Genomic DNA, 18,125 nt, shown 5'->3' with positions numbered 1-18,125 from the left:
GCCGCCACCCCTGTTCATCAGAGGTAGTTCACCAGACTCATTTTTTGCAGACGCGACGTGAGGCTGTATGCGATTTCAATCTGCTGCTGCAGCAGATCGAGGCGGGTCTTCGCCTCGTAGGTATCGATCCCCTCAATATCCAGCAGATGCGTTTCGATGATCTTCTTCTGGGCCGCCAGCGAATCATTGGCCTTCGAAACGCGGCTTTCGGAAAGGCCGAGCTGGCTTTGCTGCTGGTTCAGGCCACTGATGGCGGTGCCGATATTGGTCACCGACTTGGTCGCCACCATTTCGCGAACGCCGCTATCCACCTTTTCGTCGAGGAAGGTCATCGCCGTCATCGCCGTCAGTGCAAAATAACGCATGCCCTGCGAATTGCTGTTGCTGGAGGTTTCCACGACCTCGTTCTGGCTGATGCGGCTCGTCATGTTGGTGTCGCTCGCCTTGGAGCCGAAGGTCGTCCAGAAATCGTAGTTCTGGCCGGCCGTCAGGCTGCTGTGGGGCGGGTTCGTTACCGTCGTGGTGCCGTTGAACACACCTTCGATATGGGTCATGAAGGCTTCGGCCTGGGTCTTGGACAGGCCGGTGATATCGCCAACCGCCGGCGTCTGCGCCGCCATGAATGCGTTCAGCTCGGTCTCATAGGCTTCCTTCAGGGTAGACCCTTCAGCGAAATAGTCATCGACGGGCTTCACATCCGTATTGATGCCGGAGAACAGAAACTCGCCATTGACCGCCGTATTGGCGAAGCTGGTGAAATTGTTGAAGGCATTCGAGATGGTTTTGGCGACCGTCGTCAGCGTCGGCGCTTCGCTGCTGGTATTGGGGACAAGAACCTTCTGAATTTCCTGTGCGGCCTGCGCCATGCCGTCCAGCGCCGTCTGCGAGGATTTGAGACGTTGCGTTGCAATCGAATTGACGCTGACCAGCGAGGTAATGCGGTCGATATCGCGATTGAGATCGAGGCTGCGGGCGGTGTTGGCGCCCAGCGTCACGCCGAGATCGGCATGCTTGCCCGTCGTCAGCTCGGTATTGAGATTGGTCATCTCGAGCTGAGCCTTGAGGATGGTGCTGCGCATGCTGTTCTGCATCGCCAGCGATGAAATGAATGACGTTTTCATCGTTTACCTCACCATGTCCATCAGGGACTTGAGCATTTCGTCAACGGTCGTCACCAGTTTGGTCGCGGCCTTGTAGGATTGCTCGATATCCATGAGCAGCGACAGTTCCTCGTCCAGGCTGACCGCCGTATTGTTCGAATAGGACGTGGCGGAGCGCTCATAAAGCGCGCTTTTCGCTTCGTTCGCAGAAGTCGCGCCGGAACGTTCCTGTTCGAGCCACCCCATCGAGTTGGTGCCGTATTTCAGGATGCTGGTATTCGTATCGATACGTGTCGACGCGGCAAAATTCATGGGCGCGTCGAAAGCAGTAACATAGCTGCGGATCAGCTCGGAGAAACCGGTTCCCCCCGACGCTGCGGTATTGATCACGTAATCGGTACCGTTGATACCGCCGTCACGCAACAATTCCGGATTGCCACCTTTGGAAATAATTAACGCCGGGTTGACGGTAATGCTGGCCGCGAGCCCGGGAGAGACAATCCCGTCTGCCGGAATGGTCGTCGCCGCCGGCGAGCCGTAGGTGAAGAGACCCGGCATATCCGGCAGGCCGCTGGTCGCGTCGGCCGGCTTTTCCGCAAACATGGTGATGAGGCCGCGGGCGATTTCGTCGAGCTGGCTCTGCATCGTGAGCGCCAGATCGTCACGAACCTGCATCAGGCCCTGAAGCGACCCCTCAGACGTCGTGTTGCTGCCGCTTCCTGCCTTCAGCGCTACGCCATCGACATAGATTGCGTTGCCCGTGGTCGTCGCATCAAAGCCCGGCTGCGTCTTGAAGGTGACGCTGCGCGGCACGACTTCGAACAGCGTCGCGCCATCCGTCGTATAAAGCGCCACGTCGTTGTTGGGACGATTGACGACATTGATGCCGATGATGGAGGAAATATCCTTCAGAAGCGTCTCGCGCTGATCGAGAGCGTCGCTTGGATCGCCGCCGATCGCCGTCTGCGCCTTGACCTCGTTATTGGCTTCCTCGAACTTCGCAAGCAGCCCGTTCAGCTTGTCGACCTGAAGGGCGATTTCCTTGTCGGCGCGCAGACGCATCGCCTGCAATTCGTTCGAGGCCTTATTCAGGGAACTGGCGACATCGGTAGCCGAGGTGACGGCCGTTGCGGCCAGAGCGGCATCGCTCGGCTTGGCGGCGTAAGCGTCCAGGCTCTTCAGCAGTTCCTTCATATAGGTGGCCGGCGAACTCTCATAATCGTTGCCGCCGAAAATGCTCTTCATTTCCTCAAGACCGGTCAGAACCGTGCTCTGGCCGGAAGCGAGAGAAGAGCTGGAAATCGTCTGCCTGAGAAGACTTTCATTCTGGGCACGGCCGTTGGAGACGATACTCGCTCCAGCCGTGGTCGTGCCGAGAATGGCGGTTCGCTTGACGTAGTTAGCATTGCCGACATTGGCAATGTTCTTGGAGGTAACGTCCGTCTGCTTACCTGTATTATTGAAAATCGACTGCGCAGTATTCATTGCTGACGTGAGCGACATTCATCTGTCCTCGTGAGAAGTATTATCTCTTCAGATTGATCAGGACGTCCATCAAATCCGATCCAGTCTGGAAGACTTTCGAATTCGCTGTGTAGATACGCTGGGATTCAATCATGTCGGTGAGTTCGCTGGCGATATCGACGTTCGAGCCTTCCAGCGCACCCTTCTGGATGTAACCGAAGCTGCCCGTCTGCGCGAAACCGATGGTGACGACACCCGACTCGTTGCTCGGCAGATAGACGTTACCGTTCTGCGGGCTGAGATTGTCGACACTCGGCACCGTGGCCAGCGCCAGCTGGTAAATGTTGCGGCGACCGCCATCCTGATAGACCGCCGTCACCAGGCCATCCTTGCCGATTTCGACGTCCTTGATCTGGCTTGGGCCGTTGCCGTTCAGGATCGCGTCACCCGGCGTGAACTTCGAGGAGAACTGCGTCATCTGCGACAGGTCGATCTCAATCGCCTGCGCCACGCCGCTGTTGCTGTCGTTAATCGTGATCGAACTATCCGATCCGCTGGTGAGCTTGTTGGTCGCAGGATCGAAGGTCAGGGTGACCGTTTCCTTGACGAGCGTAGCCGGTGCGGTTGCCGTATAGGGGAAGCCGCCATCCGTCGACTGATCCTGACGATAAACCGACACTTCCCACTGCGGATTGCCGGACGCATCGTTGTCAATGCGCGTGTAATAGAAGTCGTAAAGAACCTTGGCACCGCCGCTGTCGAAGGCCGTCAGCGACGTCTTGCTGCCCACCGTCGACGTCGCGACGTTGTCACTTGGACGCGATCCAGCGGCAACGATTGCCTCATCACGGTTAAGGTTGGCCGGGAAGCTGCCCTGTGTCGAGGGCGATGCCGTCAGACCGAAATTGTTGACGTTGATGGCCTCAAGACCGGTAAAGCCGTTAACGACGGCAGCCGGTGGGTTGGACCCATAAGGGTAACCCATCAGCTGGAAGCCCGCTGCGTTTTCCAGATAGCCTTCGGAATTCTTCACGAAGGAACCGGCTCGTGTGAGGTAGGGCGTGCCCGAACCATCCTGAACCACGAAGAAGCCGTTGCCCTGAATGGCGAGGTCGGTGCTCGAGGTGGTGTAGGAGAGGTTGCCCTGCTCCGAAATGCTGTAACGAACGTTGGACTGCACGCCGCCGGACGCATAGCTGCCCGACGAGGAGGGCAGAACGAGCGAGGAGAACGACGTCGATGCGCGCTTGTAGCCGGTGGTGCTTGCGTTGGCGATGTTGTCGCCCACGGTCCCCAGCTTGTTCGCCTGTGCATTCATGCCGGACACACCGGTTCGCATAGTGCCGAAAATACTCATTCAAAAACCCTCGTGGTCATCTTTCAGGGAGAAGGTAAAGCGTTTGGCTTGCGTGAAGCTGTCGGAAATACCGCGTTTGAAAAAGACCACGCGGGTCAATGAAAATCATTGCCAATCAATGCTGTAGCCAAGGAAACGTTTGGAATCGACCGGATCGTAGCCAAGCTTCTTGCGCAGCTTCTTGCGCAGCTTGCTGATGTGGCTTTCAACGACGTTTTCTTCGACGTCATCATCGAAGATGCCGTAGATGGCATTGAAAATCTGCGCCTTGGAAACGCGGCGTCCGCGATTGGCGATCAAATATTCGAGGATGCGGCGCTCACGGCGCGGCAAGGGGAACACTTCACCACCCACTTCCGGGTCGCGGCCATCGGAGAAAACCCGGATCGGTCCAGCATCGGTGAAATTCGAGATAACCTGCAATCGGCGACGGATCGCCGCCGCACGTGCAAGAATTTCACGGGGGTGCACCGGCTTGCGCACGACGTCGTCGACGCCGCTGTCGAAAAGCGCCAGCGTCGATTCCAGCGAGGGCTGGTCGCTGACCGCGATCACCGGGGCCGTCGTGCGATCCCTGATCGCCTTCGGCAAAGAAAAGCTCCGGTCGCCCTGGCCGATCAGGAAGGCTTCCACAGCCGCAAGATCGCTTTCCGCCGCCGTCGAGACCCACTCCCCGAATTCGACCGGATCGAACCCGGTCGAGGGAATGCCCTCACGCCCAAATAGAGATGTATAGCCGTCTTTAACGAGCTCGCGCTCATCAACCACTACGATCATTCGTCCGCCTCCGAATCAGTGTGGTGTTTTCCAATGTGGCATTGGTACGAATCGGGCGATTCAGGGACAACTGTAGGAAATCATCGATAGATATTAATAATTGATTAACCATTTTGTGCCGATTTGATCTATATATAGTGGGTATTAACCATATATGGCACAAAATTTTTGTGTAGAAATTTCAAAATTCCGAAAAAACCGCTTGAAATGCCTTTTTTCGATCAATCTATCGCCACATTTCAAAATACGAGTCCTGCGGCGCCTGAAAGCAATTTCAGGTTGTCAACCGTCGCAGAAATTTTTCGCGTTGGCGGTCCATTTCCCGTAGCCCGTCGCCACCAGATTGGCGATGACACGGCAGACATATTTCTTCTGCGCCGGGTCATTGTTGGGGCCGGCATGATAGCGGGCGACCGCCATGGTCCAGGTTTCATGCCTGTTGTGAAGGTTGCGCAAAAACATGGCGGCATATTCCACATTGCGGCGCGGATCGAACATTTCCCGCGCGGATGCGAAGTTTTCGCCATGGAAATAATGATTTATCTGCATGCATCCGAGGTCGATCAGCTTGGCGCCGTTGCGCTTCGCCGCCTCAAAAGTGGTCAAAGCCTCCTCTGTGGAGGAGGCAAATACCGGTTTTCCCTCGATATTCATGGCGTTGGGGTCGAGACGCCCCTTGCGGCCCGTTTCGGTCAGCCCCACCGAATAGAGAATTCCCTCCGGCACGCCATATTTGCGGGCCGCCGACTGGATCTCTCTTTCACAGACACCTGACGTTGCCGAAGCGGACGCGTTCTCAGAGGTAGACGCCATTGTCAGCAGAAGAGCGGGCAGAGCCAGAAAAGCCATCCATCCCTTCATTATGCACCCCCAAATTATCGCCATTGCCTTGCCGGTCGCCCCGTGCTCCGGACTCGTCACGGTTGCGCCCGGCGGCGGCCTGCTGGCCCTGCTGCTGCGCCTGCTGATTTTGCTGATTGTTGCCTTGTGTGCCCGTTTGGTCACTCTTGTCGGAAGAAGCGATGCTGATGGTGATGTTATCGACCGTCAGACCCTGCGCTTTGAGACCATCGAGGATGCTCTTGCTGTCTTCCTGGAGCTTTTTATAGGCCGCAACACTCTCCACCGTCATGTGAACGGCAAGCTCGTCACCGGCAAGACGCAGCGACATTGTCACCGATCCAAGCTCGATCGGCGTCATGTGCAGCTTCAGCGTATGGACGACCTTGCCGGTGCTGCTCTGGGCGGCCGCATTGGAGAGCGACGAACCGGGCTGCATGGCGCTCACCCATTCCGGATCGTTGACGATCAGGCCGGTCAGGGCCGAAGCGTTGGTCGAGGGCGCCAGGCCGATGAACCGCCGAGAATCGAGAACCGTTATGGTGTCGGCCGCCTTGCCGGTGCTTTCGCGTGCATCGAACTCGACACGGCCTTCACGCTGAACGGTGCTCATATCCAGAGCCCGGGCCACGCCTGAGCGCGGAGACGAAAAACGGAATGCCGAGGCATCGCCCTCGTTTTCCGAAGCCGAGCCCGCCTCATTACCGGCCGGTGCGATCCCTGTCGGCATGTCCTTGACCGAATGCTCGACCTTGCCCCGGACAGGTTCAGCACGGTCTGATTTCACCGTGTCGGCCTTGCCGGCAATCGCCTGTGCAATTTCCTCAAGCGGTGTCTTGGCCGCCGCCATATCGGCAGCATTGGCCGTCACCAGCTGCAGTTCCGCCAGCTTCGGATCGATCGTATCATCCGTCACCTCGGCGTCCTTGTCGGCGTCGTCCTTGAGCTTTTTGCCGGTCTTGCCGTTTTCCGGCGTTGTGCGGGCCGTTTTCACCGCGCTCTGAAACTCGGCCACCGTCTCCTGGGCACGACCTTCGCCGGCATGCTCGTTGACGATCACATTGAGGAATGTTGCGGGCCGCTTGACCGGGACATCCATCTTTTCCGCCTCGCCATCGGGCTGCGCCTGCTGTTCTTCAGCCGGGTTCTCGTCCTGCTGATGCCGCGAATGCAGCGCCTGCGGCGGGCGCTCGTCCCGAACGGTGGAAAGGGCATCGCCGAAACTGCCGCCCTTGGCGTCGTCCCTGACGCTGGCGCTGCCGGCGCGCGGATCGGATGGCGGCGCATTCATTATCGCGTTGATGGTTGCGTCGATCATGGTGCCCCCTCGCCTTTCTTCAACAGGCTGTCGATTTCATCGAGCTTGCTGCGACCGCTCGTCACGAGTTGCCGCACGTTGTCGCCCTCGTCGTCAGCCTTCTGGGTTTCGACCCGCCATATGCTCCTTGCATCGGCAGCGTTCGCTTCGTGTTCGGGCGCATTCCGCCCGGTGTCCTTCGTGGCCGCAGTGTCGGCCTCGACGCCGGACTGCGGGGAAGGAGGACGAACCACCTGCTCGGCAATCGCCCTTGCCGCCTCCCGCAAGGCTCTGTCCCGATCCGAAAGCTGCGCTTCGGGAATCTGCCCTATTGTCTCGATTGCGCTCACCACATCGGGCGTGCCGATGTTGGAAAGGCTTTCATAGAGATTTGCCTGTACTTCCGGCTCACCCGGCAGCGCAGGAGACAGCGCCTTCGCCTTCAAAGCCGCCATGCGCGCCAGCGAATCCTTGCCGCTGATCGCCGCGAGGCGGGAAAGCCGCAGATAGGCTTCCTTCTGCCTCTCTGTATCCATCATGGCGAAGGTTTCCTGTATCGCCTCCTCCCCGATGGAATCGGCGCGCTTGACCACCAGCGAGACCAGAAGGTCCGCAAACTGGCTGGCATAGGGCGAATGCAGGAACCGCCGCGCATAACGCTGCGCATAATCGACGCCGCGTGCCGCATCGCCGTCCTCGACCGCGATGGCGAGCGAACGGCGCAATGCCGCCTCCTCGACGATGGTGCCCGGCGCTTCGAGCCGGGCGATATCGTAAAAACCAAGCGCCGCCAACGGATCGCGCGGGATCGTCACATTGCCGCCGATCAGCGCCAGATAAGCGCCAATCCGCTTGCCGCGATATTCCGGCACCATGGCCGCAATACTCTGCGCGACAAGCGTTCCCTTGCCGGAGAGGTATTTGCGCAGGATATCGGCAACGCGGCTGTCGAAATTGCCATCCACATCGCGCGCGACCAGCAGTTCCAGCGTGGCCGGATTGCCGCCGCTCATCGCATAGATAAGCGCCGCATCGACATTGCGCGGATCCTTGAAGATCGCCGAAGGCGCGCTCTTCAGCCGCTCATCGATGGTCTGGAGTAGAAATCGCTGCATTTCCGAAGCGGAATGGTCGCCCATGGCGACCGAATCCTGCACGAATTGCAGGGAGCGCAGCATGGAATAGGGCATGAGATTGTCTTGCGACTGCGAAAACGCCCGGCCCGACTCGAAGCCGAGACCGCAAAGCGTCGCCGCAAGAAGAAGCCAGCGTTTCGAGGTTTTCGTCACACTCACCCCCGATCGGCCTCAAGCAGAATTTCGATGCGGCGGTTGGCGTCCGCCAGAGGGTCCGCCGGCACCTGCAATCTGCGGTCCGCAAAACCCGAGACCTGCTTTACCCGCTCTTCCGACAGGCCGCCGCGCACCAGCATGTAATAGGCGCTGTGAGCGCGATCCATGGAAAGCCGCCAGTTGTCATTGGCCTCGCCCTTGAACTGCCGTCCGTCGGTATGGCCGCGTATCACAACGCTGCCACCGCGCTCCTGAAGCAGTTTGCCGATTTTCTCCATGGCCAGAACCATTTCACGCCGGGGAACGGCCGATCCGATATTGAACATCGGCGTTTCCGTCTGGTCGGAAATGGTGAGCAGCAATCCGCCTTCGGCCGGCGTCACCACCAGACCTTCGGAAAGCTTGCCGGTAATGCCCGATATCTGCTTCTCGATCTCCTCGCGCAGCGTGTCGGCCTTTTCCCAGTCTGCGTCGCTGGCCTTTTGCTCTGCATCGCTCGCCTGGCGCGGCTCATCCGGCTTTGGCTGCGCGAGCGCAGCCTGCTCGGCCGCATCCGGGCGCTGCTGCGGTACAACGGCGGCGACTTCCATCGGTTTGCCGTCTTCCGCCTTGTCGGCCGGTGTCTCGGACGCCTTGAGCGCGACCGCCTGAGCGTTTTCGGCCGCATCCTCCTGTTTGCTCTCGGCGAGTTGCTGCTGTTCAACCGGTTTCTGCGGCTGATCGGCGCGGGTGATTTTCACCTGCTGGGTCCAGAAATCGGGATCGAACGGATCGCGATAGGCTTCACCGCCGCTAGCGCCCGTCGCCGGGCCGGAATCGGCAGCGCCACCCTCGCCCTTGGCGCTGACATTGGCCTGCTGGCCCACCTGTTGGGCGATTTCCGCCAGCACGGAATAGGGATTTTCGAAAAAGTCCGCTTCGGAGAAGTTCGACTGCTCACCGGTCTGCGAGGTCAGGTCTTCGCCCGTCGCCGCGGCCGAGCCTTTGGTGACCTTTTCCGCCTGGATGTTGGACTGGTCCTTCTTCTGGACGCCCTCTTCCTTGTCCACCGGCTTTTCCAGCCCCTTGGACGAGGGTTTCTCATCGGACAGCTTGATCGGATTGAAATAGCTGGCGACCGAGGCCTTGGTTTCCTCATTGGCGGCATTGACCAGCCACATGACGAGGAAGAACGCCATCATCGCCGTCATGAAGTCGGCATAGGCGATTTTCCACGCACCGCCATGGGCGCCGTCATGACCGCCCTTGTGGCGCTTGACGATGATGATCTCGTTTTTACCGTGGTGGTGATTTTCGCCTTCACTCATTTCATCACCTTGCGAAGACTGGACGCCCAGGCGGACATGCGCGTCACGAACACGCTTTCACCCAACTCGACGGAAAGATCGATATCGGTGGTCTCGGTAAATTTCATCGTTTCTTCTTCAAAGCCCGGCTGCGTCTTCAGCCGCTCGAACAAATCTTTCGGGCCTTTCACGACAAGCGTGATCCCTTCGCCATCCGGCATGGCGCTACGCACCACATCCGCCAGCGCCGAGACCGCCTTGAGCGACAGTTTTTCCGTCAGGAGCGGAGCAAGGATATTGGCGGTCTGTTCGCTGAGATTGGCCGCAATCGCGTCGATACCCTCGCGCAGACCATGGGACAGGGTAGCCGCGATTTCTTCGAGGTGTCCCGAACGCATGGCCTCCAGCTCGGCCGCATGGGCAGCGATCAGCTCTTCCCGCTCCGCCTGCATCTTCTCGGTGATCTCGCGGGTAGCATCTTCGCGGCCGCGGTCATAGGCCGCCTGTTTCTCGCTCTCCACATCGACGGGAGCAAATTCGTCGAAACCGGAAGCGCCGTCGGCAAAACCGGACAGGAAATCTGTGTCGGCCAACGGGTCGCCGAAGGCCTGCGCCGCCGGTTGCGGTTGCGCTTCACCGAAGTCCTTGAGAAACCGTGCAATGGACGCGCTCATGCCTGCCCCCGGCAAAACAGGAGAAAGGGGCCAGACATGTTTCGTTGCCCGCGCGAATCGCAAAAGCCTCGCCGCATTTCCGGACGGAAAACCGGGGTCCACTTTTCCTGGAAATGCTCTAAGCCGTTTGGCGGCACCACCGTCATCCTTGCTACCCTGCCCGTCTCTTCCACGTTTCCCGGCCGGATCACGCCATGCGATCCGCCCCATATTGACCCGACGTTAGGTGTTCAAACTTGTGCGAGGATGAAGGCGGGCTCGATCAGGAAGCCTGCGCCCATTCATCCCCGCGCACCCACGCCGGCCAGGCCCGTTACTTGAAGAGCTGGAGGATATTTTCCGCATTGGCGTTGGCGATGGAGAGCGCCTGGATGCCGAGCTGCTGCTGCGTCTGCAGCGCCTTCAGCCTGGTCGATTCCTCGTTCATGTCGGCATCGACGAGACGGCCGATGCCCTTGTCGATCACATCCATCAGGCTGGAAACGAAGTTATCCTGCATGCTGATGCGGCTCTGCAGCGAACCCAGGCTGGAAGCCGTGCTGGTCATCGCCTCAAGCTGCCCGTCGACGAAGGACATCATCATGTCGATGGCGTCTGCGTCGGTATAGGTCGTTCCGCCGCCGGCAAAACCGCCCATGGCTGCGGCAACGATATCGAGATTGCCGAGATCGAGGGTGGAGACGGAAAAGCCGAGGGAACGATCGGCGGAAGCCGCTCCGCTGCTGATATCGTAAAACCAGTCGTTGCTGCTGGTGTCGCGATAGGCGGGAGAAACGGTGGTGCCGCCGCTCGACGGATCCGTCCCCGTCACCTTGACCCATACATTTTCGGCAAGGCGGAGATAATTGGCGGTGCCGTCGCTGTAGACATTCGGATCCGTATTCGTATCCGTCGTCGCGGCATTCAGCGCGCCGATTTCTGCATCGGTGAGCTTCGGTACGACATAACCCGCCTCCGTCGCCGTGCCGGCGGTCGTTGACGTCTGGGTGACTTCATATTCCGTCTTGCTGACGAAAACGGCGTTTTTGTCGAGAATACCGAGCTTTCCGCCACTGAGGTCGAAAAGCACGGTGCTGCTGTCGAGCGTGTAGTCAACGGTGGTGACCCCGACATTGCCCGAGCCTGTGCGGGTGAAGGATGCAACGACCTTTTTGGTGATCGATTCTTCAACCGGCGGCGTGCCACCGTTGCTGATACTGGCCTGCAGCCAGTTTTCACCCGAGAAGGAAGCCGATTCGGAGATGCTTTTCAGCTGTTCCTGAAGCTGCTTGATTTCATCCTGAATCTTGCTGCGGTCGGCGCCCACGCCATAGGCGGCGACGAGCTTGGCCTTGATCTGCTTGACGACCTCGATCGTGCTTTCAAGCGCGTCATAGGCGGTATCGACCTTGGCCGCACCCAAACCCAAAGCATCCTGCACGGCCGAAAGCGCATTATTGTCGGAGCGCATCGTCGTTGCAATGGACCAGTAGGCCGCGTTGTCCGCCGCAGTCTCGACACGATAGCCGGAGGACACGCGCGCCTGCGTCGTTTCCAGATTCTTGTCGATCATCCGCAGGGTTTGCAGCGCGGCCATTGCCGCCGCATTGGTCAAAATGCTGGTCATGGGGTCCACCCAACTCAAAATTTAAGAAAAAATCCGGCGCTGTGCCGACAACGAGCAGGGGCATCATGCGCATCGGCAATGGTCTGAACCGACCACCGCGACCTGCCGTTCGTTAACAAATCGTTAATGCGATAGGTAACAAACAACGAGACTGATTTGCAAGGCGTTCCTCGCTTTCGCAGCCGGGTTTCGCATAAACCGGCAGGCTTCAGGCAAGCTCGGGTTAAAACGCACCGGAACGAGGCCGTTGCGCCCGCGATTTCGGCGCGCGCAACGGACATGACGGAAATAGGGAGCGGGTGATCCGGTTAAGCCGCTTCGCCCTGACGGGTGGGCACGAATCGGGCAGCCGTCAGGCTTTGACGAAGAAACTCGGTGTTCTCGTCCGGATTTTCGGAAGGGTTCTGAAACGAGACGTGATTGATCTCGATCGCCGCATGTTCGTTGGCGAGCGTCAATCGCGCATAGACCGTGGCGCCCTTCGGCTTCAGTTCGAGATCGAGGACGATCTCCGGCGCGCCTTCCCATTCGAGCTTATATTCGCCGCCGGCGCCGAAATTGATCGTACCGGGATGATAATAAAGCTCCGCAGCCGATGAAACGAGGTCGGCGATACTGCCGTAGCACTCGAATCTAAGCAGCGAAATCAGGTCTGCCGGGTCTAACAATCGAAGTTCGGTGGCGATCGGGTTGATCGCCTCTGCGACGATCATTTCCCGCTGTTCGGAATAGGCGGATTTTTTCATTGGTTTTATTGAACCCGTATTTTCGATGACTTCATGGCGTAAACCCGGTGAACGAGCTCAGCCACAGCCTTGTAAAAGACTGGTGGAATCACACTATCTACCGAGACTTGCGCAAACATGGAGCGTGCAAGCGGCGGGTCTTCAAAAACGGGGATATTGTTTTCTTCCGCAATCTCGCGGATTTTCAATGCGATAAGGTCCTGACCCTTGGCGACGACAACAGGTGCGTCGCCTTCTTCGCGAACATAACGCAGCGCCACCGCAAAGTGTGTCGGGTTGGCGATGACGAGTGTGGCGCGCGGCACATTGTTGATCATGCGGCGGCGCGCGCGGTCGCGGGCGATGGAGCGCTGGCGCGATTTGACCACGGGGTCGCCCTGCGACTGCTTGTATTCTTCCTTCACCTCATGCTTCGTCATTTTCAGCTGGCTGAACCAGTGATGGCGCGTCCACAAAACGTCGACGGCGGCAAGCAGCGCGGTCGAAAGCAGAATCACGACCATCATCTTTTTGACGATCTCGACGACGCGAACGAAAATCACCTGCGGATCGGAGAACATCAGATCGATGAGGCTGTAAAAGTCGCCACGCAAAGCAAGGAACATGATGACCGAGACAATCATGATCTTGAATACGGATTTGCCGAATTCAACGAAACCCTGCTTGCTGTAGATGCGCGTGAAGCCCTTCGCCGGCGAGACGCGCGACCATTGCGGACGCACCCGCTCAAGCACCGGCGACGGCAGGTTCTGGAAAAACGACGAGGCCAGCCCGAAGACGATGAACATGATCATCGCCGGCATGAGCAGATAGGCCATCGAGGTGCCGAGAAAATACAATAGCGACAGGGCATCCGGCCGGGTGCTGAGGTCCCACTGTTCGGGCTGGCCGAACAGGTCCTTCAATGTGACGCCAAGACGACCGGCGCCATCGGGCAGGAAGAAGACCAGGTAACAATAAAAGGCAAGCGACGAGGCAAAGATCGGCACTTCGCGGGAAAAGGGAAGATTGCCCTTTTCCGCCGCATCGCGGAGTTTTTTCTCCGTCGGGGCTTCTGTTTTACTGTCCTTGTCCTGATCGTCTGCCAAGGCACGTCCCCGGGATCAAAAAAAGGCCCGCCGATCCCGGCAGGCCGTCATCCCCGAAACTAGCGTCCGTGACCGGCCATCGCAATGGCCGCTTCCGCCGTAAGGGCGGGTTATCAACCGGCTTCCGCTTAAGCCGCGGCCGGTTGTTCCTCCGCGGAGGCTTCCTTCAGCTGGATCTGGCCGGAATTGGCGAGCCGGATCGCTTCCTGCGCGACGGCGCGGCGTGCAATCGCCACTTCGCGGGTGTTGATCGAGGCCTGCGGCACCGCAAGATCCGATTCGATCATGCGGCGCTGGCGGGGGCTGATGCTGGAGAGCACGCATTCCTTGATTTCCATCGTGGCGCCGCGCAGCGCCATCGTCAGAACATCGGCCGAAACATCGTTGAGCAGCAGGACGCGGCTGCGCTGCGGCATGAACATGAGGTCGTCGAAGAGGAAGATCTTCGGCTTGACCTTGTTTGCGGCTTCCTTGCTGAGCGTCTCGAGCGAGCTGAGCAGCGTATCGACCTGCGGCTTGTCCAGTTCGTTCATCAGATCGGCAACCTTCGTGGAACCGCCGGCATTGCGCTCGGCTTCGATTTCGTTGATGAGGTTGACCACACGCTTCTCGATGATCTGGGCAGCCGTGGGGCTGACTTCCTTCATGTTGACGGTGCGGTTCATGATATCGGCGCGCTGCTCTTCCGGAATGGTCAGGAGAACCTTCGCACCGAAGGACGAGGGCAGCATGGAGAGAATATAAGCGATGGTCTGCGGATGTTCGCGCAGCAGGAACTTGCCGACGAATTCCGGCTCGGCTTCCTGCAGGCGGTCCCAGATCGATGCTTCATAGGCCTGGAAGGCGGCGCGGCGGCCGAGAAGGCTGTCCACCTCTTCAGGGGTGAGGCCCTCTTCGAGAATGCTCTCGATTGCCTTGGCATTGTCCATCAGACCCGTTCCTTCGGTGAACAGGTCCTCGAACTCGGCTACGATCTGGGCAAGCTCATCGGGAGGAATGACGCGCAGGGTCTGGGCCGAGGAAATGATCATCTGCAATTCGTGCTGCGTGAAAAATTTGAGCAGCTTGCCGGCGACGCCCTTGCCCATGGCAAGAAGCACCGCGGCCGCCTTGTCGGCCTGAGACAACGGTTTCCCTGCCAGGGGGTTACCGAAATCCTCGAAGTCCATCATGGTCTTTCCTCTCCGTCCCCACAGGGATCAGGCTTTTCGCGTACTCAGTACTTCAATCAATTTTACGCCGAAGCGCGTATCGTCGTCTTCCAGAACCGTTATTTCACCGCGCGCAATACGGCGGCCATTCACCATGATTTCGACCGGCTCGCCGATCTTGCGGTCGAGTGCGATCGTCGCTCCTTCTTCAAGGCTCATCAGCCCCGAAACGAGCATTCTGCTGGTGCCGAGAACGATCTGGACATCGATCGGGATGTCCATGATCATTTCCATGTTTTCGGACAATCCGCTGCCAAGCGGCGCCTTCACGCCCGCAACCTGCGGGGCGGCGGCAAAATCATCCATCCCGAAATCGGCCGTTCCGCCACCGAAAGCGGAAAGGTCGGTATCCGTCGAAACCTCGTCCGTGCTTCCGAAATCGCCGAAGTCGCCGAAATCGGAGAGCGAACCTTCCGCATCCGTCTTGAGGACGCCACGCAGATCGCCGATAGCCTGGTCGAGGTCGCCGCCGTCTTCAAACGACGGCAGCGCCGCATCATCGGTCACAGGTGTTTTCTTCGTAGCCATGCGCTGATTATTCCCTTTGAAACTTGCGTCAGCCTGCCCAAATCCCCGAAGGCCGGGCAGGATTTTAACCCATCAAATGTCGTAAGATCTCGTCGTCCGTGCTGACATTGTTCTTCACCCGAACCATGTAGCGGTCGCCGGACTTGCCGAATTCGCAATTGTAGAGCTTGGAGCCGTTGGCGCTGACCTCGACGCCGATATCGTCCTGCTTCAGAGACTGGAACGGAATGACGTCGCCGGCCACCAGCTTCGAGATCGTCCGCAGCGTCAGCGTTTCGAGCTTGATGCGCGCCTCGAGCGTGACCTGCGATCGCTTCACCTGCTCCGAAATCATCTCCATCCATTCCTCCTGTTTCTTCAGCGCCTGGGCTGAAGCCTTGGGGGCAACGATGGAGGTCTTGAGCAGGGGTCGCTGCGGCACGATCAGCGAGAATTCCGACGATACCTTGCCGATATCGATCTTCAGGCGGATGGTCACGCCGTAAAGGCCGGCGATCATCTCGTCGAAGGCGCTTTTACCGTTGGAATTGAAGGGCGGATCGATGGCCGCCTCAAAACCGCCCGGCGCGTTGACACCGGAGCGCAGGACACCGGCGATGCGGCCGAGAACCATGGCCGCGAGGTCGAGCTCGATATGGGACAGGCTGCGCTCGTCCGGTTCGCCGATCATGTCCGGCGACGCGCCCAGCATGCGCTCCATGAGCGCGATGACGAAGCCGTTGCCGACCGTCATCATGAAATTGGGGCACCAGTTGCGCAGGGAACAATCGGCAACCGCGACATTGCGTCCGACATTGGCGATGAGGTCGGTCATCAGTCCCGATTCGGAACCGACATATTCGACGTCGATCGCGATGCCGGTCTCGCTGTGGAAGATATCAGGCAGGAATTCGCTGTAGAGATGGCCGATATCGGAACCGATCTTGGCGATCGTCTTGCGGTCGGACAGCCCTCCCGTCAATTTTGCGAGAAGGGCGGTGTCGATGGCGGGTGCTTGTTGCGCTGCAGCTTTTGCCATCGTCATGCCGCCTTGTTTTCGCCGCCGGGGTTCATCATCTCCTGCTCGACGGCGTCAATCGACGGCCGCTCGTAGTTGGAGATGGTCTTGCGGCCGTATTCGAGCGCGACCTGCGGCACCGAGCCGTTCATGTAGGCGATCAGCGTCTGCTTGACGATGATGTAGAGGCGGTGCTGCTTGGTGCGGACGATCTTGACCTGCGACGCCAGCGGGTTGCAGATCGAATAGGACAGGATGATGCCGAGCATGGTGCCGACGAGTGCGGCGCCGATCAGGCCGCCCAGCACTTCCGGCGATTCGTTGATCTTGCCCATGGCCTTGATGACGCCGAGAACCGCCGCGACGATACCGATGGCGGGGAACGAATCGCCCATGGTGGTGATCGCGTGGTAAGGTTTCAGCTTGTCGTTCAGGATGGTCTCGATTTCCTCGTCCATCAGCGCCTCGATTTCGTGGCTGCGGGCGTTGCCGATGATGATGAGGCGGACGTAGTCACAGATGAACGAGGTCAGTTCCTTGTTTTTCAGAACCGAGGGCGCGCTCTGGAAGATCGAGGATTCTTCCGGATTGTCGATATGGGCCTCGATCTCGTTGCGCGATTTCGTGCGCAGATCGCGCATCAGCGAATAAAGCACGCCGAGCACGTCGAGATAGTTTCGCTCCTTCGGGACCGAATGCTTGAAGGCCTCGCCGAGCGCCTTGCCCGAGTCCTTCACGACCTTCATGGGGTTCGCCATGATGAAGCCGCCGAGACCGGCGCCGCCGATGATCATCAATTCGAACGGCTGAATCAGCACGTCCAGATGACCGCCCATCGCCATATAGCCGCCGATGATGCAGCCGAAGGTGATTATAAGTCCAATTACAATATTCATTGATCGACCACGCCCGAACAGTGTTCCATGCCGCCATGTCTAAAAAATGTGGCTTGCGTGAACCTGTCCGCAAAGCCTCTCCCGCGCTGCCGCCTCCAGCCAGTTTCGCACAAGCAAGCCACGGCACTATGCCGGCAAAGGCGGACGTGCGCCTTGAGATCGGGATCAAACGAGAGCGGCGGTTCAGTGACTTCCACCTACACCAGCTACAGACTGATCAGTCAGGATATCGGCAAATCGCTTGAGCGGGTGTCGGAGCAGCCCGACGTGGCGCGCGAGACCGAATATTACCGCGCGAAGATCGGCGATGTGAAATCCATCGACGACTTCATGGCCGATACGCGCCTTTACAATTACGCGCTGAAAGCCCACGGGCTCGAGGATATGGCCTATGCGAAGGCCTTCATCCGCAAGGTGCTGACGGAAGGCACCTCGGACAAGGACGCCTTCGCCAACAAGCTTTCCGACAGCCGCTATGCGGATTTTGCGAAGTCGCTGGATTTTGCCGGCCTGGGGGCCGCGGCAACCTCCACCGACGCCGCCAAATCGGGCGTCATCGGCAAATACACCCGCCAGACGCTGGAACAGGAAGCGGGCGACGACAATAACGGCGTCCGGCTCGCCCTTTATTTCGAACGCAAGGCGTCAACCATTACATCCGGCCTCGACTTTCTGGCGGACGATGCGCTCGCGCAGGTGTTTCGCACGGCCTACAACCTTCCCGACGAGTTTGCCGCCGCCGATGTCGACAAACAGGCGGCGCTCATCGAAAAAACCATCGATATCAAGGATCTGCAGGATCCCGAAAAGGTCGGCAAGCTGCTCGAGCGTTTCACCATCATGTGGGAAATGCAAAACCCCTCGACGACCTATGACCCTCTCGCCGTTTTCGGCTCCTCCAGCGGCTACGGCATTTCCCCCGACCTGCTGATCTCCATCAACTCCCTGAAACTCGGAGGCAAATGA

At 58.9% G+C, this 18,125-nt stretch carries 17 protein-coding genes; 1 reads left to right on the top strand and 16 read right to left on the bottom strand.

Annotated features, from left to right (window positions below; translation table 11 throughout):
• Positions 1-17 precede the first annotated feature (17 nt).
• The 16 genes from L901_RS23365 to motA all read right to left on the bottom strand — a co-directional run bounded on the left by L901_RS23365 (position 18) and on the right by motA (position 17,159).
• Positions 18-1,121: a flagellar hook-associated family protein gene (locus L901_RS23365; RefSeq protein WP_004432535.1), complete on the bottom strand. Its 1,104-nt coding sequence runs from the start codon at positions 1,119-1,121 to the stop codon at positions 18-20.
• A gap of 3 nt (positions 1,122-1,124) precedes the next feature.
• Positions 1,125-2,603 carry a flagellar hook-associated protein FlgK gene (gene flgK / locus L901_RS23360; RefSeq protein ID WP_059760575.1) on the bottom strand — a complete coding sequence of 493 codons (1,479 nt, stop codon included), beginning with the start codon at positions 2,601-2,603 and terminating at the stop codon, positions 1,125-1,127.
• Positions 2,604-2,625: 22 nt separating this feature from the next.
• Positions 2,626-3,921, bottom strand: coding sequence for a flagellar hook protein FlgE (locus tag L901_RS23355; protein ID WP_059760573.1), 1,296 nt, complete (start codon positions 3,919-3,921; stop codon positions 2,626-2,628).
• 105 nt (positions 3,922-4,026) lie between these two features.
• Positions 4,027-4,698 carry a response regulator transcription factor gene (locus L901_RS23350; protein WP_004432529.1) on the bottom strand — a complete coding sequence of 224 codons (672 nt, stop codon included), beginning with the start codon at positions 4,696-4,698 and terminating at the stop codon, positions 4,027-4,029.
• A gap of 282 nt (positions 4,699-4,980) precedes the next feature.
• A complete protein-coding gene (locus tag L901_RS23345; protein WP_059760571.1) occupies positions 4,981-5,547 on the bottom strand; it encodes a lytic transglycosylase domain-containing protein in 567 nt (188 codons plus the stop codon).
• Positions 5,495-6,856 (bottom strand): flagellar hook-length control protein FliK, encoded by a 1,362-nt coding sequence (locus L901_RS23340; RefSeq protein WP_059760569.1) that lies wholly within the window; start codon positions 6,854-6,856, stop codon positions 5,495-5,497. The genes L901_RS23345 and L901_RS23340 overlap by 53 nt, the downstream gene beginning before the upstream one ends.
• Positions 6,853-8,130 carry a chemotaxis protein MotC gene (gene motC, locus L901_RS23335; RefSeq protein WP_059760567.1) on the bottom strand — a complete coding sequence of 426 codons (1,278 nt, stop codon included), beginning with the start codon at positions 8,128-8,130 and terminating at the stop codon, positions 6,853-6,855. Before motC ends, L901_RS23340 begins: the two co-directional genes overlap by 4 nt.
• Positions 8,127-9,434: a MotB family protein gene (locus L901_RS23330; RefSeq protein WP_059760566.1), complete on the bottom strand. Its 1,308-nt coding sequence runs from the start codon at positions 9,432-9,434 to the stop codon at positions 8,127-8,129. The genes motC and L901_RS23330 overlap by 4 nt, the downstream gene beginning before the upstream one ends.
• The gene (locus L901_RS23325) at positions 9,431-10,087 is read right to left on the bottom strand and encodes a hypothetical protein (RefSeq protein ID WP_059760564.1); all 657 of its coding nucleotides are present in this window, start codon (positions 10,085-10,087) and stop codon (positions 9,431-9,433) included. Before L901_RS23325 ends, L901_RS23330 begins: the two co-directional genes overlap by 4 nt.
• A 313-nt stretch (positions 10,088-10,400) precedes the next feature.
• A complete protein-coding gene (locus L901_RS23320) occupies positions 10,401-11,693 on the bottom strand; it encodes a flagellin (protein ID WP_059760562.1) in 1,293 nt (430 codons plus the stop codon).
• A gap of 308 nt (positions 11,694-12,001) precedes the next feature.
• Positions 12,002-12,439 (bottom strand): hypothetical protein, encoded by a 438-nt coding sequence (locus L901_RS23315; RefSeq protein ID WP_004432518.1) that lies wholly within the window; start codon positions 12,437-12,439, stop codon positions 12,002-12,004.
• Between the two features lie 5 nt (positions 12,440-12,444).
• Positions 12,445-13,527, bottom strand: coding sequence for a flagellar biosynthesis protein FlhB (flhB, locus tag L901_RS23310; RefSeq protein WP_004432517.1), 1,083 nt, complete (start codon positions 13,525-13,527; stop codon positions 12,445-12,447).
• Positions 13,528-13,655: 128 nt separating this feature from the next.
• The gene (gene fliG / locus L901_RS23305) at positions 13,656-14,699 is read right to left on the bottom strand and encodes a flagellar motor switch protein FliG (protein ID WP_020811423.1); all 1,044 of its coding nucleotides are present in this window, start codon (positions 14,697-14,699) and stop codon (positions 13,656-13,658) included.
• A gap of 27 nt (positions 14,700-14,726) precedes the next feature.
• On the bottom strand, positions 14,727-15,266 hold the full coding sequence (gene fliN, locus L901_RS23300; RefSeq protein WP_035263929.1) for a flagellar motor switch protein FliN: 540 nt from the start codon (positions 15,264-15,266) through the stop codon (positions 14,727-14,729).
• A gap of 64 nt (positions 15,267-15,330) precedes the next feature.
• On the bottom strand, positions 15,331-16,290 hold the full coding sequence (locus L901_RS23295) for a FliM/FliN family flagellar motor switch protein (RefSeq protein ID WP_035263931.1): 960 nt from the start codon (positions 16,288-16,290) through the stop codon (positions 15,331-15,333).
• The gene (motA, locus tag L901_RS23290) at positions 16,287-17,159 is read right to left on the bottom strand and encodes a flagellar motor stator protein MotA (protein WP_004432509.1); all 873 of its coding nucleotides are present in this window, start codon (positions 17,157-17,159) and stop codon (positions 16,287-16,289) included. The genes L901_RS23295 and motA overlap by 4 nt, the downstream gene beginning before the upstream one ends.
• A 186-nt stretch (positions 17,160-17,345) precedes the next feature.
• Here motA and L901_RS23285 point away from each other — a divergent pair, with 186 nt between their 5' ends.
• Entirely contained in the window at positions 17,346-18,125 is a 780-nt protein-coding gene (locus L901_RS23285) for a DUF1217 domain-containing protein (RefSeq protein WP_004432508.1), read from the top strand.

This window comes from Agrobacterium sp. D14 (assembly GCF_001526505.1).
Taxonomy (GTDB): domain Bacteria; phylum Pseudomonadota; class Alphaproteobacteria; order Rhizobiales; family Rhizobiaceae; genus Agrobacterium; species Agrobacterium leguminum.
The sequence above is the reverse complement of the archived record's forward strand: the minus strand, read 5'-3'. Positions and strand labels throughout refer to the sequence as shown.

What these genes read in the sequence shown, in the direction of transcription:
- L901_RS23365 (WP_004432535.1), bottom strand. Translation starts at nt 1,121, where the DNA reads ATGAAAACGTCATTCATTTCATCGCTGGCGATGCAGAACAGCATGCGC.
- flgK (WP_059760575.1), bottom strand. Translation starts at nt 2,603, where the DNA reads ATGTCGCTCACGTCAGCAATGAATACTGCGCAGTCGATTTTCAATAAT.
- L901_RS23355 (WP_059760573.1), bottom strand. Translation starts at nt 3,921, where the DNA reads ATGAGTATTTTCGGCACTATGCGAACCGGTGTGTCCGGCATGAATGCA.
- L901_RS23350 (WP_004432529.1), bottom strand. Translation starts at nt 4,698, where the DNA reads ATGATCGTAGTGGTTGATGAGCGCGAGCTCGTTAAAGACGGCTATACA.
- L901_RS23345 (WP_059760571.1), bottom strand. Translation starts at nt 5,547, where the DNA reads ATGGCTTTTCTGGCTCTGCCCGCTCTTCTGCTGACAATGGCGTCTACC.
- L901_RS23340 (WP_059760569.1), bottom strand. Translation starts at nt 6,856, where the DNA reads ATGATCGACGCAACCATCAACGCGATAATGAATGCGCCGCCATCCGAT.
- L901_RS23330 (WP_059760566.1), bottom strand. Translation starts at nt 9,434, where the DNA reads ATGAGTGAAGGCGAAAATCACCACCACGGTAAAAACGAGATCATCATC.
- L901_RS23325 (WP_059760564.1), bottom strand. Translation starts at nt 10,087, where the DNA reads ATGAGCGCGTCCATTGCACGGTTTCTCAAGGACTTCGGTGAAGCGCAA.
- L901_RS23320 (WP_059760562.1), bottom strand. Translation starts at nt 11,693, where the DNA reads ATGACCAGCATTTTGACCAATGCGGCGGCAATGGCCGCGCTGCAAACC.
- L901_RS23315 (WP_004432518.1), bottom strand. Translation starts at nt 12,439, where the DNA reads ATGAAAAAATCCGCCTATTCCGAACAGCGGGAAATGATCGTCGCAGAG.
- fliG (WP_020811423.1), bottom strand. Translation starts at nt 14,699, where the DNA reads ATGATGGACTTCGAGGATTTCGGTAACCCCCTGGCAGGGAAACCGTTG.
- fliN (WP_035263929.1), bottom strand. Translation starts at nt 15,266, where the DNA reads ATGGCTACGAAGAAAACACCTGTGACCGATGATGCGGCGCTGCCGTCG.
- L901_RS23295 (WP_035263931.1), bottom strand. Translation starts at nt 16,290, where the DNA reads ATGACGATGGCAAAAGCTGCAGCGCAACAAGCACCCGCCATCGACACC.
- motA (WP_004432509.1), bottom strand. Translation starts at nt 17,159, where the DNA reads ATGAATATTGTAATTGGACTTATAATCACCTTCGGCTGCATCATCGGC.